Annotated in this window: 16 protein-coding genes; 1 reads left to right on the plus strand and 15 read right to left on the minus strand. The window is 64.5% G+C overall.

The window, feature by feature from the left end:
- Positions 1-3: 3 nt before the first annotated feature.
- From QFZ83_RS25465 to QFZ83_RS25530, 14 genes are all read right to left on the minus strand, one after another.
- Complete coding sequence (locus QFZ83_RS25465) at positions 4-957, minus strand: acetaldehyde dehydrogenase (acetylating) (RefSeq protein ID WP_307511044.1); 954 nt, start codon at positions 955-957, stop codon at positions 4-6.
- A gap of 17 nt (positions 958-974) precedes the next feature.
- The gene (locus tag QFZ83_RS25470) at positions 975-1,775 is read right to left on the minus strand and encodes a 2-keto-4-pentenoate hydratase (protein WP_307511046.1); all 801 of its coding nucleotides are present in this window, start codon (positions 1,773-1,775) and stop codon (positions 975-977) included.
- 164 nt (positions 1,776-1,939) lie between these two features.
- Complete coding sequence (locus QFZ83_RS25475) at positions 1,940-2,878, minus strand: NmrA family NAD(P)-binding protein (protein ID WP_307511049.1); 939 nt, start codon at positions 2,876-2,878, stop codon at positions 1,940-1,942.
- A 24-nt stretch (positions 2,879-2,902) separates the two neighbouring features.
- The gene (locus QFZ83_RS25480) at positions 2,903-3,103 is read right to left on the minus strand and encodes a hypothetical protein (RefSeq protein ID WP_307511051.1); all 201 of its coding nucleotides are present in this window, start codon (positions 3,101-3,103) and stop codon (positions 2,903-2,905) included.
- Positions 3,104-3,384: 281 nt separating this feature from the next.
- Complete coding sequence (locus QFZ83_RS25485) at positions 3,385-4,149, minus strand: SDR family NAD(P)-dependent oxidoreductase (RefSeq protein ID WP_307511054.1); 765 nt, start codon at positions 4,147-4,149, stop codon at positions 3,385-3,387.
- 79 nt (positions 4,150-4,228) lie between these two features.
- A complete protein-coding gene (locus QFZ83_RS25490) occupies positions 4,229-5,818 on the minus strand; it encodes an AMP-binding protein (RefSeq protein ID WP_307511056.1) in 1,590 nt (529 codons plus the stop codon).
- Positions 5,819-6,241: 423 nt separating this feature from the next.
- Positions 6,242-7,105 carry an amidohydrolase family protein gene (locus QFZ83_RS25495; protein WP_307511058.1) on the minus strand — a complete coding sequence of 288 codons (864 nt, stop codon included), beginning with the start codon at positions 7,103-7,105 and terminating at the stop codon, positions 6,242-6,244.
- Between the two features lie 65 nt (positions 7,106-7,170).
- The gene (locus QFZ83_RS25500; RefSeq protein WP_307511060.1) at positions 7,171-8,766 is read right to left on the minus strand and encodes an AMP-binding protein; all 1,596 of its coding nucleotides are present in this window, start codon (positions 8,764-8,766) and stop codon (positions 7,171-7,173) included.
- A gap of 3 nt (positions 8,767-8,769) precedes the next feature.
- Positions 8,770-9,693 carry a nitronate monooxygenase family protein gene (locus QFZ83_RS25505; protein WP_307511062.1) on the minus strand — a complete coding sequence of 308 codons (924 nt, stop codon included), beginning with the start codon at positions 9,691-9,693 and terminating at the stop codon, positions 8,770-8,772.
- Entirely contained in the window at positions 9,690-10,412 is a 723-nt protein-coding gene (locus tag QFZ83_RS25510; RefSeq protein ID WP_307511063.1) for an ABC transporter ATP-binding protein, read from the minus strand. Before QFZ83_RS25510 ends, QFZ83_RS25505 begins: the two co-directional genes overlap by 4 nt.
- Positions 10,399-11,184: an ABC transporter ATP-binding protein gene (locus tag QFZ83_RS25515; RefSeq protein WP_307511064.1), complete on the minus strand. Its 786-nt coding sequence runs from the start codon at positions 11,182-11,184 to the stop codon at positions 10,399-10,401. The genes QFZ83_RS25510 and QFZ83_RS25515 overlap by 14 nt, the downstream gene beginning before the upstream one ends.
- Positions 11,181-12,131 carry a branched-chain amino acid ABC transporter permease gene (locus tag QFZ83_RS25520; protein WP_307511066.1) on the minus strand — a complete coding sequence of 317 codons (951 nt, stop codon included), beginning with the start codon at positions 12,129-12,131 and terminating at the stop codon, positions 11,181-11,183. Before QFZ83_RS25520 ends, QFZ83_RS25515 begins: the two co-directional genes overlap by 4 nt.
- Positions 12,124-12,999 (minus strand): branched-chain amino acid ABC transporter permease, encoded by an 876-nt coding sequence (locus QFZ83_RS25525; protein ID WP_307511067.1) that lies wholly within the window; start codon positions 12,997-12,999, stop codon positions 12,124-12,126. Before QFZ83_RS25525 ends, QFZ83_RS25520 begins: the two co-directional genes overlap by 8 nt.
- Positions 13,000-13,007: 8 nt before the next feature.
- On the minus strand, positions 13,008-14,216 hold the full coding sequence (locus QFZ83_RS25530; protein WP_307511069.1) for an ABC transporter substrate-binding protein: 1,209 nt from the start codon (positions 14,214-14,216) through the stop codon (positions 13,008-13,010).
- A 123-nt stretch (positions 14,217-14,339) separates the two neighbouring features.
- On the opposite strand from QFZ83_RS25530, the gene QFZ83_RS25535 reads away from it, so the two are divergent.
- On the plus strand, positions 14,340-15,008 hold the full coding sequence (locus tag QFZ83_RS25535) for a TetR/AcrR family transcriptional regulator (protein WP_307511071.1): 669 nt from the start codon (positions 14,340-14,342) through the stop codon (positions 15,006-15,008).
- A 344-nt stretch (positions 15,009-15,352) separates the two neighbouring features.
- Here the strand turns inward: QFZ83_RS25535 and QFZ83_RS25540 are convergent, their stop codons facing one another.
- Positions 15,353-17,005: an acyl-CoA synthetase gene (locus QFZ83_RS25540; RefSeq protein WP_307511072.1), complete on the minus strand. Its 1,653-nt coding sequence runs from the start codon at positions 17,003-17,005 to the stop codon at positions 15,353-15,355.
- Positions 17,006-17,023 lie beyond the last annotated feature (18 nt).

The raw sequence follows: 17,023 nt of genomic DNA on the forward strand, positions 1-17,023 counted from the left end.
TCCTCACGCGATCGCCGCGGCACGGGTAGCCAGCAGGCGCGCCGCGATGCGCTCGCCGCTCGCGAGGGCCGCGCTCGTCATGATGTCGAGGTTGCCCGCATACGCCGGCAGGTAATGCGCCGCGCCTTCAACCTGCAGGAACACAGAGGTTTTGAGTCCAGCGAGTCTTCCCACGCCAGGAATCTGCAGCGCCTGCCCGGGCAGGATGTGCTCGAACTGCACGGCCTGCTTGAGGCGGTAGCCGGGCACGTACTGCTGCACGGCCGCCACCATGGCCTGCACCGAGGCTTCGATCGCGGCCTCGTCGCCGCCGGCGCTCAGCGTGTAGACGGTGTCGCGCATCAGCAGCGGCGGCTCGGCAGGGTTAAGGATGATGATGGCCTTGCCCTGGCGGGCTCCGCCCACCACCTCGATGGCGCGGGCGGTGGTTTCGGTGAACTCGTCGATGTTGGCCCGCGTGCCCGGGCCCGCGGAGCGGCTCGACACCGACGCGACGATCTCGGCATAGTGCACGGTCGCGACCTGCGCGACGGCGCGCACGATGGGGATGGTCGCCTGGCCGCCGCAGGTGACCATGTTGAGGTTCGGCGCGTCCAGGTGTTCGTCGAGGTTCACCACGGGGACGCAGTAGGGGCCGATGGCGGCCGGCGTGAGATCCACCATGCGGAGGGCCGGCTTGCGCTCGCGCAGGAAGGCGTCGTTGCGGATGTGCGCCGCAGCCGAGGTCGCGTCGAACACGATGTCGATGTCGGCGAAGGCGGGGTGGCGGGCGAGCCCCTCGACGCCCTGGTCGGTGGTTGCCACGCCGAGGCGGCGTGCGCGCGCGAGGCCGTCCGAGTTCGCGTCGATACCGGCGAGCGCGACCACCTCGAGGTTTCGCGCGCCCCGCAGCGCCTTGATCATGAGGTCGGTGCCGATGTTGCCGCTGCCGACGATGGCAGCCTTGATCTTGTCCATGGAGTTTCCTTTCAGGGTCAGGTGAACCGCGCCGCGACGCGGCCGAGGCCTTCGATGTGCGCCTCGAAGAACGAGGGCCCGCCGATCGTCACCATGGGCCCGAGCGCCCCGGTGAGCACGACGTCGCCTGCGCGCAGCGGAGTGCCGAGGCGGGCCAGTTGCCGCGTCAGCCAGACGGCGGCATTCAGGGGGTGGCCCATGCACTCGCTGCCGCGGCCCTGGCTCGCCTCTCGGCCATCTTCGGTCAGTGTCATGCCCGCGTCGCGCAGGCTCAACCGGTCCAGCCGCTTCGGGTCGGCGCCGAGCACGTAGCCAGCGGCCGATGCGTTGTCGGCGATGGTGTCGAACAGGCGGATGTCCCAGGCCGCGATGCGGCTGTCCACGATCTCGAGCGCGGGCACCGCATAGGCGGTGGCCGCCAGGAGGTCGGCCAAGGTTGCGTCGCCGGCCGTCACATCCTTGTCGAGCACGATCGCGACCTCGGCTTCCACCTTGGGCCGGATGAAGCCGGCCAGCGGGATCTCCGCGCCGTCGCCAAAAGCCGTGGAGCTCCAGAGCGCGCCGTAGTCCGGCTGGTCGACGCCGAGCTGCCGCTGCACGCTGGCGGCAGTGAGCCCGATCTTGCGGCCCGTGACGCGGTCGCCGCCCGAAATACGGCGCGCCTCGTTGATGCGCTGCACGGCGTAGGCGTTCTCCTGGGTAGTCGGCCAGCCGAGAGACTCGGCACGGTGCCGCAAGGGCGTGCAGGGGGCGCGCTGCTGCTCGGCATCGCGCAGCGCCGCGGCCAGGGCTTCGGCGGGTTCGGGTGGATGTTGCATGGATGGTTTCTTTTGATGGGGTTCAGTTGAGGCAGCGCTAAACGCAGGTGAGTCGGCACCGCCCCGTACATCTGGGCCAGGCCGGTCAGGTCCGACACGCTGGCCGGGTTCACGGTGAGGTGCGCGGCTGCGCCAGGATCGTGGCGATCGCGTTTTTTCAGGGGTCACGCCACCCGGGCGCACCATGTGTTGAAAGACTCGGGCTCGCGTGTGTTGGCGAGCGACACCAAATAGTGCGGCTTCCAAGTGTTGCGAAGGAAGCTCTCCATCGTGGTGGGCAGCGGCCGGCGCTCGCCATGGAAGCGCACACGGCGGTCGTTCAGCGCGGCAAGCGTTTGGTTTTCGTAGCGCCACAACTCCGAGGTTCCGAACCGCTGGAGGAACTCGGCCTCGACCTCCTTCCGGTTCCTGTCGATGAACCGGTATTCCACCGGGCGCTCGATCTCGCGGCTGATCATCGCTGTCACCTCCGGCATGGAGAGGTCTTGCGAACCGACCTCTCGGACGATGCGCCTGTCCCCCGTGGGATGATTCAATTCGTGGGCCGCCAGCTCGGCGATGTCGTGCGTGGCCACCCAGGGCATCCTTACGTCGGGGTTCAGCGAATAGCCGATGCGTCCATGCCTCGCGATGGCACCCGTCCAGGCCAGCAGGTTCTCCATGAACCAGCCGGCACGCAAGTGCACCAGGTCGATGTTCTCGAGTTCGTTCAGCTTCTGATCGAGCTGGTGGAAGCCGGCGAAATGCCCGGTGGCACCCTCCACTTCAGAGCCGATGCCCGTCAGGCTCACGACCAGCCGGACCGGCGAATCGCGTAGCGCATCGACGAAGCGGCGTGCGACCGCCAGATAGTGCCCGTGGATGTCGTTGGCCCAGTCAGTCTTCACCATGAGGAAGGCGGCATCCGCGCCGTGGAAAAACTTGCCCAGTTCTCCTGCGCCCGTGTCGAAGCTTCCCAAGAAAGGCTCCGCACCGGCCTGCACCAGTGCGTCGAGGGACGGACCGCCCCGCGAGAGGGCCCTGACCTGGTGGCCCGCACGCAGCAGCTTTTGGGTGAGTTGAGCACCGATTCTTCCGGTGGCTCCGACGACGGCAATTTTCATGTTGTTTCTCGAGAGGATTTCAGTTCAAAAGGCAAGGGCGTCCAGCAGGCGCGTGGTGTGCGCGATCTCGTGCGCGGCGTGGACCTCGGGCCGCATGAAGAAGTCGGACTTGGCCCGCGCAACGGGCTCGAGGTCCGCTGCGAAATGCTCCGACGTCACTTCGTTGAGCCGGATGCGCTTCTCCCGCACGCCCCGGTCGGAGTTCGCGGCGTCCGGTGAACGCAAACACGTTGTCCGCGAATTTGCTGCGCAGGCGATGTCGGTCCTACGATCGTGTTTCGCCTTTTCATACGACTGTCTCCTCTGATAGCAATGTGATTCGAGGAGAGGTTAGCGACCGGGCGATTGCGGCGGAAATGCTTTGTCGGCATGGAGCCCATGCCGATCCGGGTGTCACGGTCCGGGAGGCAGCGGTCGGCGCCAGCGCGGGTGAGAGCTTCGATCTTCGCCCGGTCATCCCCGGCAGCAACCATGAGCGAGCGGATGTGTCGGGGCATTGGCGATTCCTAGGCGAGACTCTTGTTGGAACCGCCGTCTACGGCGAGCGTGGTTCCGGTCACGTAGGAGGCCATGGGCGACGCGAGGAACGCCGCCACCGCGGCGATCTCTTCCGGCTGTGCAATGCGGCCCAAGGGGATCGAAGCGACCAACTCCTGGAACTGCTGGCTCTCGCCTACGTTCGCAGCGTCGAGCCGCGGCGTCTGCACGAAGCCCGGGCAGAGGGTGTTGATGCGGATGTTATCGCCCGCGAGCTCCAGCGACAGGGTCTTCGCGAGCCCGATGACGCCAGCCCAGGTCGCAACCGACAAGCCGAACTTCGGAATCGGCTGCAGCGCAGAGAGCGCGGCGATGTTGACGATGCTGCCACCGCCGCGGCGCTTCATGCCGGGGACGACGCCACGCACCATGCGCACGACGCTCATCAGGTTCTGTTCCACCGCCCGCATCCAGCGCACGTCGTCGAATTCGATCGCCTCGCCGACTGGTGGCGCTCCGTCGTTGTTGACGAGGATGTCGACGCCGCCTTGCGCTTCGACGGCGGCGAGGATGTTCGCGCAGCCGTCGGCCATGCGGATGTCGCCGACGACGGTTCGGATGGTCCCGCCGGTCTCAGCACGCAGCCGCTCGGCGGCGGCCTCGAGCGCATCGAGCTTGCGTGCGCTGATCAGCACCTCGGCGCCTTCCGACGCCAGCGTATGAGCGATCGCGAAACCGATGCCCTGGCTCGCGCCGTTCACGACGGCAAACTTGCCGCGCAGTTTCATGTCCATGGTACTTCTCCTTTAAGTTTCTTCGGATTGGCCGGGTCCCGACCTCTTCCCGAATGCAAGTTCACCTTCTGCACTGGCCTCATACCCTTGCCAACAGCTGTTTCACCAGCTCGGGCCGGCGGATCTTGCCGCTGGGGGTCATGGGGAATTCGGTCATCACCTCGAGCTGCTCGGGCAGCTTGTAATCGGCCACTCGGCCTCTGAGCAGGCCCGCCACTTCGTCCAGCGTGAGCGACTGCCCGGGCTTGAAGATGGCGCACAGGCAGTTGCGTTCACCGAGGCGCGCATCCGGCATGCCGACGATCGCCACCTGCAGGAAGGCCAGATGCTGGTAGAGCAGCTCCTCGATCTCGCGCGGGAAGTACTTCTTGCCGGCGCGGTTGACGATCTCTTTCTTGCGGCCGGAGATGCGCAGGTTGCCTTTGTCGTCGGCCATCTCACCGAGGTCTCCGGTGCGGAACCAGCCGTCCGGCGTGAACGAATCGCGATTTGCTGCATCGTTGTCCAGGTAGCCCAGGTTCACCGAAGGCCCACGGGCGACGATCTCGCCATCCATGATGTCCACTTCCATCTGCGGCAGCACGCGCCCTACCGTGCCCATCACTGCGAGCGGGTCGTCGTCCATTCGGGTGCAGGTGTGAATACCCGTTTCCAGCATGCCGTATGCTTCCACCAGCTTCACGCCTGGCAATGCCGCCTGGAAGTCCTTGATCGCTTCCACCGACGCTGGCGCACCACCGCTGAGCATCACGCGCAGCGACGACAGGTCGTGGCGGCGCAGTTCCTCGCTGTTGATCATGGAAACCATGGCCGCTGGCGGCGTCGGAAAGTACGTGACCCGCTCGCGCTCGATGAGGGCCAGCGCGGCAGCCGCCGAGAAGCGTTCCATCAGCACGCCGCGCCCACCCGCCAGCACGATCTGCAGCAGCGTGCAGTACCCGGTGTTCAAGCCCACTGGCATGAACAGCAGGACGACATCGTCGCACCCCAGGCGCAGTGGCATGTTCATGAATTCCGCGGTGCACAGCGTCGTATTGAAGCTGTGCAGCACGCCCTTCGGGTTGCCGGTGGTGCCCGAGGTGAAGCACATGCGCATCACCTCGTCGGGGCCCATGCGCACGCGGTCCCCGTCGGCAATCTCCGGCGTGTTCTCGAGCGCCTGCGCGAAGGAGATGACACCGGGCGCATCGACCGTATCGATGCAGATCACCGTGCGCAGGTCGGGCAGGCCGCCGCGGAGGCCCTGGATCATGTCGACGTAGTCGTAGCCCTTGAACACGTGCGGGCAGACGTACGCCGCCGACTTCGAAAACCGCAGGATGTAGTCCAGCTCCAGCTTGCGCAGGTCAGAGCTGACCTTGTTGGCCACCGCGCCGATCAGCTCCAGCGCGAAGAAGACCACCGCAAATTCGATCCGGTTGGGCAATTGCAGCGTGACGACGTCACCGCGCCCGACGCCCTGGCGGCGGAGGAATTCGGCGAAGCACTTCACCTCGGACCACAACTGTCCGTAAGTGAGGCTGCGCTTGTCGTCCTTGAAGGCGGTGCGGCCGGCGTCCTCGCGCGCACGCTGCGCCAGCACGTCGCTGAAGACGCGATCGCTCCACCAGCCCTGCCGCCGGTACTCGGCCTGCAACTCCGGGGGATGGCTGCGGGATGCCTGGATCATGCTCATTCCTTGTTCATGCATGCGCTGACTGAGCGCTCAGTTTAAATAATGCACGCACCATTGTCAATGCGCGGTGCGCGCCTGATCAGGGGCTGGTGTGGGGTCTGCTGGCGCTGTCAATTACGGGGCGACACAAACGTTGCACCCATTCCGATGCCGGAGCTCACATCTCGAGAGCCTTGGCGCAGCCGATGACTTAGACCAGACTGCCAAGGGAGCTGCCATTGCGACGGTGCGGCGCTTCACGACCGCGGAAACGACGCTGAAACTACTGCCGCCTTCTGCCGTCGTGTGTGGCAGCGCCGCCCTCACGGACATCACGATGTAGCAAAAGGGCTTTGCGAGCGCCTGCATTCAGATCTCCTCGTTGAGCTCCGCGATGCTTCGGAGGGGAGATCGGCCGTCGTTGCGAGCCCCAACCCATCACTCAACTCCTATGGATGCCAGGAACGAATCGGCATTGCGGAAAAACACGTCGTCGAGAACATCCTGTTCGAAGCCCTGCTCGGCCCATTCCCTCGCGATGCGTTCGTGATTGAGCATCGGATAGTCGGCACCAAAGAAGGTCTTCTTCCGCAGTCGTCTTGCAATCTCGCGCTTCAGTTCGTCCGAGAAATAGCGGGGGGACCAACCATGAAGCTCCATCCAGACGTTCGCCTTGTGGAGAGCGATCGCGATCATCTCGGACTGCCAGGGCCACGCGACGCGAGCGGCGATCACGTTCAGGTCCGGGTACTTTGCGGCGACTCGGTCAACGTACCGCGGGTGCGCGCCCTCGAGCGTGATGCCCATACCACCGCGAGTTCCCGCACCGGTTGCGGACATGCCCACATGCATCAGGATCGGTCGGTTGGCCTCGATGCACATTCTCAGACACCGATCCCACGCGGGTTCATCCGGAGTGCCCGCGGGCGTGAGCGAGTGAACCGCCAGCCCGACAAGTCCCGGGCCATCCTGCAGGCAGCGCTCCAACTCTCTGACGTGGTCCGGCTGCGTTGGGTCGATGCCGATCCAGTTGCCCAGGACGACGTCCGGGTGCTTGCGCGCGTAGTCGAATGCGTAGTCGTGCTGGTCGCGCACCGCTCCGACGTCCATCCTGTACGTAAAAGCGAAGTCGAGCATGACCCGGACATTGTCCCTACGGAACTGCGCGGCCTGCTCCTCCTCGCTGACAAAGCTCATCTCCCATTTGAAATAGCCCTTCAAGGCCTTGCGATCTTCTGCCGTCTCGAACGGGCTGCCCTTCCAGCCTCGCTCCGTCCCCCAATGGGAGTGGAAGTCGATCATTCGGGGTGGGGTTGTGCTCACTCTGGGTACCTTTCTTGCTGGCGTGACGAACGAATGCGGATGAATCAGTTGACGTTGCGCGTCGTCTTGCGCCAGTAGGGCGCGCGCAGCGCTTTCTTGTCCACTTTCCCGACTGGCGTAAGGGGCAATGAATCCAAGACGACGATCTCTTTGGGCGCATACATCGAGCCCTTGACCTGCTTCACATGGTTCTGGAGGGCAGCCGCATCGACAACCTGCCCGGGACGTGCGACCACGAACGCAGTGACTGACTCGCCCCACTTCTCGTCGGGAACGCCGATGGCTGCTGCCGAGCTGATGGACGGGTGTTCAATCATGGCTCGCTCGACTTCGCTGGCGTAGATGTTGAAGCCGCCCGAGATGATCATGTCCTTCTTGCGGTCGACGATGTAGATCAAGCCTTGATCATCCTGGCGAGCGAGGTCACCGGTGTGCAACCAGCCGCCCTTGAGGGCCGCCTCGGTTTCGTGAGGAAGGTTCCGGTAGCCGAGCATGACGCCACGACTGCGCATCGCGATCTCCCCTACATCGCCCAAAGGAACGTCATGGCCGTCATCGTCGACCAAGCGGATCCGCGTGCCGACCATTGGTCGCCCGCAGGAAGCAAGCTGCTCCAAGGTGGCGGTCGCGTGCGCCGCCTTGGTGTGCAACGTCCCGACGCCGGCTGACTCGGTCTGACCATAGAGTTGGCAAAACACCGGTCCGATGCGCTCGCGCGCTTCGGCCAGTCGGGCCGGCGACATCGGCCCCGTCGCATACCAGATCGTCTCCAGGCTAGAGAGGTTTCTCGTTTCGGGGCGGCCGTGGTCCAACAGCGCGTAGATCATTGTCGGGATCGCGTTGGTCCAGTTGATCCGCTCGGTCTCGATAAGGTCCAGGAATCGCTCGGGATCGAAGCCCTGCTCGACCACCACGGTGCCGCCGCGAAGCAGGGCAGGCAGGACGCCGAGTCCCGTGGCGTGCGTGAGCGGCGCGGCTGCCAGGTAACGAGGCACGTGAGGCAACTCGGCGTCGGCCATGCAAGTGGCGACCGTGTGGACCATCGCGCGATGCGACACCATCACGCCTTTGGGCCTTCCCGTCGTCCCGCCGGTGTATTGCAGCCATGCGACATCTTCTTCGGTCGCCGGCCCTGAATCGAGCGCTCGGGATGGATGCGACTCGCCTTTGGGCAAGCCGCCCTCGTTCGGAATCACGATCACATGCGAGAGCGAAGCGACCTGATCGAGGATGTGGTGCGCCTGGTCCTTGAATGGTGCCGCGGCCACTAGCACGGAAGCCTCCGCGTCATTGCACACCACGATGTGCTCCTCGGCTGATGACCGGGTCTGCAGCCCTGTAAAGCGCCCTCCCAGCAGGTACACCGCAGCCGCGACGATCCAGGACTCCGGCATGTTCCCGCTCAGCATTGCGACCCCGACACCGGGGCCGACGCCTCGAAGTGCCAGCGCCGACATGAATTGCGACACAAGATCCGAGGTCTGCGCATAGGTGATACGCCGGTCGCCGGCAACGAAGGCCTCTGCCGAGCGATGCCGCGAGAGTGCCTGGACGATCACGTCGCCGAGCGACACGCCCGACGAAGCAGTCCGTGCATTTGCCGAAGCGGGTGCACCATGGGTGGCAGTGGGTTTAGACATGGTTCATCTCCTCGACTTGATACTTGCGCGCTGCAGACTATCTGCGGCCTGCTCGAATTCGCCTGCCATTCGCTCTACGAGTTCCGCTACGGTTGGCGTGTCGTAAATCGACCCGACGCCTTGGCCGGCGCTCCAAATGTCGCGCCACCTTTTCACGTCCTCCATCGGATCGATCGTTCCCGCTTCGATGGCCAATTGCGGCATCGTCGACTTGAGCCAATTCCCGCCCACTCCACCAACCTTGTCCGAATAAACGATGTCGGTAATGTCCGAATCGACTATCAGCTGCTTGTGACCTTCCTGGGCGCTGCTCTCCCGAGTCGCCGCCATCCGCGTGCCGACGTAGACCAGGTCGGCACCAGCGGCGATCGCACCCGCCATCGAGTACCCATCGCCGATGCAGCCGCCCAGGAGCAACGTGCGCTCAGGCCCCACGAGTGGTCGCAGTTCTGCGAGAAATGCAAACGGGTTGTACGTTCCTGCGTGTCCTCCTGCCCCGTCGCACACGGCGATGATCCCGTCGACATTGGCATCGAGTGCCTTTCGTGCGTGGCGCACACTGATCGCGTCATGGAAGACGAGTCCGCCGTAGCTATGAACCGCATCTGTGATCTCCCGCGTGATCCCCATGGACGTGATCAGGAGAGGGACCTTGTGATCGACGGTGATCGCCAGGTCTGTTTCCACGCGAGGATTGATCCGGTGGATGGGGAGTTGCACGCCAAAGGGGACGGTCTCGCCGACCCGGCTACGTATCTCCTTGAGCCAATCCTCGTAGCCATCAGACGTGCGCTGATTGAGCGCCGGGAAGGTCCCTACGATCCCTGCCTTGCAGCTGGCGACCACGAGGTTGGGGTTCGAGACCAGAAACATCGGTGCGGCCAACATAGGCAGACGCAAGGCGCTCTGAAGCTGCGGGGGAATCATGTTGCCCCTTGATGAGTGATTCCGAGGTAAGCCTCGGCCACGCGTGGGTCACTTACCAGTTCCGCTGCGGAGCCCTCAAGCGCCACAGAGCCGTTCTCCAGGACGTATCCGTACTGCGCAATCCGCAGGACCTTGCGCGCACTCTGCTCCGCGATCAGGACCGACGCACCAGCCGCATGAATCTCGCGCACCTTGTCCAGGATTCCGTCGAACACCTTGGGCGCCAGCCCCAGCGAAGGCTCGTCCAGCAGGAGGAGGCGCGGCTGCGTCATGAGTGCACGGCCGATTGCGAGCATCTGCTGCTCGCCGCCGGAAAGGTACGCTGCCGCTTGCCAGGCACGCTCCTTCAACACGGGGAACATCGCGAACACCTGTTCGAGGCTGCGCTCGCGTGCGGCACGGTCGCGTACCAGGTACGCCCCGAGTTCCAGGTTTTCCAGGACGCTCATTGCGCCAAAGAGCGCGCGCCCCTGCGGGACTTGCACGACCCCGAGCTCGGTGATGCCCGACGGATGGCGTCCTTGCAGCGTGATGCCGTCGAAGGCCACTCCGCCGCCGCGGATGCGATTCAGCCCGCTGATCGCGCGCATCACCGCAGTCTTGCCCGCGCCGTTAGCACCGAGTAGCGCCACGATGGAACGCTCGGGCACACGCAAACTCAACCCGCGCACGGCGTCCACGGCCGTGTAGCCGGAATACAGCTTCTCAAGCGCCAGCATCGGTTTCCTCGCCGAGGTAGGCCTCGATCACGCGCGGGTCGCGCTGGATCTCGGCTGGCGTGCCATCGGCGACGAATGTGCCGAATTGCATCACCGTTATGCGCTGCGCGAGTGCCATCATCACGCGCATGTTGTGTTCCACCACAACCAGGGTAATGCCGCGCAGCGCTGCCAACTCGCGGGCTGCTGCGACGGCGCTGTCTGCTTCCGACTCGCTCATGCCGGAGGTCGGTTCGTCCATCAGCAGAAGCTTCGGCGCAGCGGCAAGCGCCCGGGCGAGGTCCATCCGCTTCAGAAGACCGAATGGCAACTCGCTGGCGGGCATGTCACGCACCGCCGCGAGCCCAAATGCCTCGAGGCTCTCCTGCGCCAGGTTGTGCATGGCAGCCTCGGCGTCGCGCGCAAGGCGCGTTCGCAGCGCCTGATGAAATACATTCGCGCTGGCGCCGGCCCGACCCGCGCCCACCAGCACGTTCTCCAGCACGCTCAGTTCGCCGAAAGGCTCCACATGCTGGAAGGTACGGCCTATGCCGCGCCTGCTGCACAGGTGCGCCGGCAGCCCGCCAATGTCTTCACCGTCGAGCCGAATTCGGCCCGCTGCAATCGGCACGGCTCCTGTGATGGCGTTGATCACGGTGGTCTTTCCGGCTCCGTTCGGCCCAATGAGGCCGTGGATCGCGCCAGCGGCAACAGAGAGGGAGAGAGCCTGGACGGCGTGCACGCCGCCGAAGCGAACGTCCACGGCTTCGAGGGCGAGCCGCGGCGGGGTCATGCGACCGCCTCGCGACGACCCGAACGCCCCGCCAGAGCGGCACGCCACAGCACCACCAAGCCATGCGGCAGAAGCAGCATGAATGCCAGTAGCACAAGCGCGAACACGAGGTCGTTGTATTCGCGGACGGGGCGCAGCAATTCCGGCAACCCGGAGAGCACCACGGCACCGAGCACCGCGCCCGCCAGCGAACCCACACCACCGACGACAATGAACGTCAGCTGACGTATGGCCGCCGAAATGCCGAACTCGTTGGGATCGATGAATCCGACGAGTTGCGCAAACAGGCCACCGGCAAAGCCTGCGTAGGCGGCCGACAGGGTAAACGCCGTGAGCTTGATCCGTGCCAAGGAGATGCCGAGTGCTTGCGCAGCATGTGGGCTGAGACGCAGCGCGTTGAGCTCCCGGCCGAGCCGTGAATGCAGGAGGTTATGCGCCGTCCACACTGCTAGCACGCAACCAGCCACTACGACACCGTACACGGCGAACGGCGTCAACACCGCGCCGGGCCACAGTTCCGGCTTCGGGATCTTCAGGCCGCGTACCCCCCCAGTGACGCTGCTCCACTCCTCCAGGGCAATCTGCACGATCTGCATGAAGCCGAGCGTCGCAAGCGCGAGATAGATGCCTCCCAGACGCCGCGCCGGGAGCGCGAGCAGGGCTCCCACACCCGCAGCAAGTGCCGTACCGCAGGGGATTGCCAGCCAGAACGGCAGCCGCGCATACGCGGCGAGCAGCGCCGCCGAGTAAGCGCCGATAGCCATGAAGGAGGAGTGGCACAGCGAGATTTGCCCCGAGTTTCCCACCAGCAGATTCAGCCCGATAGCGGCGATGACATTCACCATCGCCAGCCCGATCATGTAGGCGGGGTAGCTGCCAAGTACGGCGCCGGCCAGCAGAAGTGCGGCAACGACGATCGCCGACCATACGAAACGTTGTTCAAACACGATGCACCTCTCGCGTGCCGAACAGGCCGTATGGCCGAAAAGCGAGCAGTAACAGCAGCACGATGAAGGGCACCAGGTTCTTGAACGTACTGCCCACCGCGACGGACGCGAAGGTTTCGATCAGTCCGACTGCAAAGCCCCCGACCACGGCGCCGGCGATGCTCGTGAAGCCACCCAGGACCGCAGCCACCAGGCCGCGCAAGATCAACTGTCCGACTTCTGGATTCACACCGACCACGGGCGCCACGAGCAGGCCAGCCAGCGCCCCGATTGCGGCGCTGATGGCCCAGGCCCAGCGGTAAGTCGCATGCACCCGGATGCCCATCAATGTTGCAGCCTCCGGGTTGAGGGCCACCGCCCGCATCGCCATGCCGTTGCGCGCGTAACGAAAGAACAAGGTGAGTAGCGCCGTCACCGCCACCGTGCAGAAGACAATCCAGAGCGAAGTGGGATTTGCGCGCAAACCCGCGAACAGCAACGGATCGTCACCAAATGGACCTTCCACACTGAAGACCGTGTCGCCCCATCGCACGGAGACCGCGCTCTTGATCGCGAGGCCGATGGCGAACGTCGCGATCACGAGAGTAAAGGCGGGAGCATTCGCGATGGGCCGGATCAGCAGCCGCTCGATCACCATGCCGAACACCGCGCCACCCAGCAGCACCAGCGCGAATGCGACGCCGTACGGGAGTTGAAACGACGCGAGCACCAAAGCAGCGTAGGCCCCCATCGTCGCCAGTTCGCCTTGACCGAAGTTGAGCACACCGGAAGCCTTGTACGGGATGACGATGGCTACGGCGACGAGCGCGTAGACCGCCCCGACGGCCAAGCCGGCAATGGCCAGCTGAAGGTAGAAAGTGGCACCCATCGCAGCACCTACTCGTAGCGCTTGAGGATCTCGGTCGGGTGCGTGCTACTCCACTGCACCGGTTCCCAGTTCCCGCCACGCACTTCCACAGGCGAGAGCGTCAGGTTGCCGATGTGGTGCTTGGCTGTGAAGCTACGAGGCGAAGCGACCGGGCCTACGCGGTAATTCTGCAAGCCTTCTAGGCCGCGGATGAACGATTCCGGCGTCGGCTGCGGCCCTGCACGGCGAAGGCCTTCGACCACGACATATGCATCAGCGTAGGCCAAGGCATCGAAGATGCTCGGCCGGCCGGCGCGGGCATTCGGATATTCACGGCGCCAGGCCGCCTCCCACTTTTGCATATCCGGATGTTTGGAGCCCGGCAGCATCGGAATGAGCGCGAAACCCTTCACGCCTTCGGCACCGCCCTTCGAGGCGGCGATGACGCCCTGGTCGACAATGGCCGATCCGACGAAGATCGGCTGCTTCAAGCCGAGATCCCGTGCTTGCTTGAGCGCGATGGCGGCTTCCGGCGGGCTGCCGAAGACGGCGATCACGTCGGGGTTGGCGCGCTGCGCCGCGATCAGCTGGGACGTGAAGTCCTTGTCGCCATTGTTGAACTCAAGGCGGCTCTCAGGTTCTATGCTGAACCACGCCTTCAGCTTCGCCACAGTGGCATCGCCCTCGTTGCGCGAGTATTCGTCGCGGCTCGTCATCAGCACGATTCTCTTGGCTTGGTAGTGCGACGCGAGGAACTCGGCGTACACCTCGCCGTAGCGGGCCGCCTCGGTGGTTGCGCCCCTGAACAGGTTTCGGGCAAACGGATAGGTGACTTCAGGTGCGGACGCGATCGACACGTACATCGGCGTGCCACGCTCCTTTACGTACCCGATCGTGCCGGCAGTCGCATTGCTGCCACCGACGGACATCAGCATGAACACCCTGTCCTGTTCAACCAGCTTCTTGACTGCCGCGAGCGCGCGGACCGGCGAATGCGCGTCGTCCTCGAACTGCATCTGGATCTTGCGACCGTTGACGCCACCGAGGGCGTTGATTTCCTTGAACGCGAGCGCTGCACCGTCACGCCCGGCCAGTCCCAAGAATGCGGCGGGTCCTGAAATTGGGCCAAAGGCGCCGATCAGGATGTGATCGGTCGCGACGCCGGCACTTTGGGCACTCGCCGTGGTCGCGGTGAGCACGAGGTAAGCCGATGCGGCCCACAGCAACAAGCGCTTCATCTGTTGTCTCCTTCGAATATGTTTGACTGACTGAGCGCTCAGTATTAAACGGCGGGAGGGTCACGTCAACCCCCGGGGTTATACTGACCCGGTGCTCAATCGGCAGGTTCTGAAGGAGAGTTGATGGCCGACGTGAAGGTAAAAATGGCCCCGGGACCGAAGGAGGCGCCGGCGCGACGCGGCCGGCCAGTGAAAGCCGCCAGTAAAGACGCGGACCTGGTGCGCGAAAGGCGCGGGCTCTTGGTGGCCGCTGCCGTGCGTGTCTTCAAGGAGAAGGGCTTCCACGAGGCGACCGTGCGCGACATCGGTCGCGAGGCAGGCATGACCCAGGGGACGATCTACAACTACGTCGGTTCCAAGGACGACATCCTTTACTTGGTCTGCGACCAAATCGTCTCCGAATACCAGGAGGAGACCCGCAAGGCCCTCGACAATTCGGCCGATCCGCGCACGCGGGTGCGCAGCGCGGTGCGCGCCTTATGCGAAGTGATGGTCAAGCACCAGGACGAGGTCCTCCTTACCTACCAAGACAGTCATCTGCTCGATACACGCTCGAGGCGCGTGATCTTTGCCCGGGTGGAGGAGTTTGTCGGGATGTTCGAGACCATCCTAACGGACGCGGCTCGTGAGTTGGGACGCCCGCTACCGGAGCCACACTTTGCGGCGAATGCCATCACCTTCTTTCCGACCATGCTCGCGCTCAGGCGATGGTCGCTAAAGGCGAGGCACCGGCAATCCGAACTGATCGAGTGGCTCGTGGATTTCCTCGTGCAGGGCTTGGGATTCGACTAGCGCGACCTTCTGCGACCAGCGCAGGCCGACTCAGGCGGCCGTCTTCGACTTCGATCCAGCCACTCGCAGCAAGCTTGCTGCTTGGTCCCCACTTTGCTGGGCGCGATGGCCCTATCGAGCCTACTCAACTGCAAGTCCGTCATCTGCTCGGCGATCGAGATGGTCCGCTGACGCGTCGGTAGGGCGGGGACCACCAGCGAAGATGGGATGATTGGACGCTCACCCCGAAGCGGACACCCCCCGCTAACTTGATCGAGGCCTGCCCTCGGCGAGCGCGGGAACTTGCCCTCTGACGCCAGCAAATGTTCGAACGCGAGCGGCTCAATGCCCAAAGCAGTTGCCGCTCACGCGTCTACGGCAGTAGGCGTACTCGAGCAGTACCGTCGCAGCTCGAACTTCTGGATCTTGCCGGTGGAAGTCTTGGGCAGTTCGCCGAAGACCACCGCGCGCGGCACTTTGAACCCAGCTAAGTGCTTCTTGCAGTGCGCGATGATGTCTTCGGGCGCGAGCTTCGCGCCCGCCTTAAGCTCGACGAAGGCGCACGGTGACTCGCCCCACTTAGGGTCAGGCTTGGCCACCACGGCGGCCGCCAGCACGTCCGGATGCCGATACAGGACGTCCTCCACTTCGATCGAAGAGATGTTCTCTCCGCCAGAGATGATGATGTCCTTGCTGCGGTCCTTGATCTTGATGTAACCGTCCGGGTACTGTACTGCGAGGTCACCGGTGTGGAACCAACCGCCCGCGAACGCCTGCTGCGTCGCCTTGGGGTTCTTGAGGTAGCCCTTCATGGTGATGTTCCCGCGGAACATGATCTCGCCCATGGTCTCGCCGTCCCATGGTACGGGCAGCATCGTCTGAGGATCCATCACGATGGCGCCCTGCTGCAGGTGGTAGCGCACGCCTTGGCGTACGTTCAACCGCGCGCGCTCGCCGATGTCCAGCCCGTCCCATTCAGGGTGCTTCGGGCAGACCGTCGCCGGACCGTAGACCTCGGTCAGGCCGTACACGTGGGTGAGGTCGAAGCCGAGCCGCTCCATACCCTCGATCATCGAGGCGGGCGGCGCTGCGCCGGCCACCATCGCTTTGACGCCGCGCGGCAAGCTGCTCTTCAGCTCATCAGGCGCGTTGACCAGCATCGAATGCACAATCGGCGCGCCGCAGTAATGTGTGACCCCGTACTCCCGGATCGCCTTCGCCATCGTGCCGGCATCCACTTTGCGCAGGCAGACGTTCACCCCGGCCCGCGCCGCGATGGTCCAGGGAAAGCACCAGCCATTGCAGTGGAACATCGGTAGCGTCCAGAGGTAGACGGCGTGCTTGGGCATGTCCCACTCCAGAATGTTGGACAAGGCGTTCGTGGCCGCGCCGCGGTGGTGGTAGACGACGCCCTTGGGGTCGCCAGTGGTTCCGCTCGTGTAGTTCAATGCGATGGCGTCCCACTCGTCTTCAGGCAGGGCCCAGGCGAACTGCGGGTCACCTTCGGCCACGAGTGCGTCGTAGGTCACCTCGCCGATGCGCTCCACCGGCCCGGTGTAGACCGGATCCTCGACGTCCACCAGCAGCAGCGGCGCGCTGCTCTTGCGCAATGCAAGCGCCTTCTTCAGCACGGGCGCAAACTCCGGATCGACGATGACCGCGCGGGCCTCGCCGTGATCCAGCATGAAGGCAATGCTCTCCGGGTCCAGCCGCGTGTTGAGGGCGTTAAGCACCGCCCCGGCCATGGGCACGCCGAAGTGCGCCTCCACCATCGGGGGCGTGTTGGGCAGCATGACCGCAACGGTCTCCCTTCTTCCGATGCCGCGCCGCTGCAGCGCGGAAGCCAACCGGCGGCAGCGGGTGTACACCTCGGCCCAGGCGCGGCGCAGGTTCCCGTGCACGATGGCCAAATGCTGTGGGTACACCTCGGCGCTTCGTTGGAGGAACGGCAGCGGAGAGAGCGACACGTAGTTCGCGGATGTTTGGGGAAGGTCCCGGTCGAAGAGCGGAGTGTCCATGGATGTCACCTATTTAGC

This window comes from Variovorax sp. W1I1 (assembly GCF_030815625.1).
GTDB lineage: Bacteria > Pseudomonadota > Gammaproteobacteria > Burkholderiales > Burkholderiaceae_C > Variovorax > Variovorax paradoxus_C.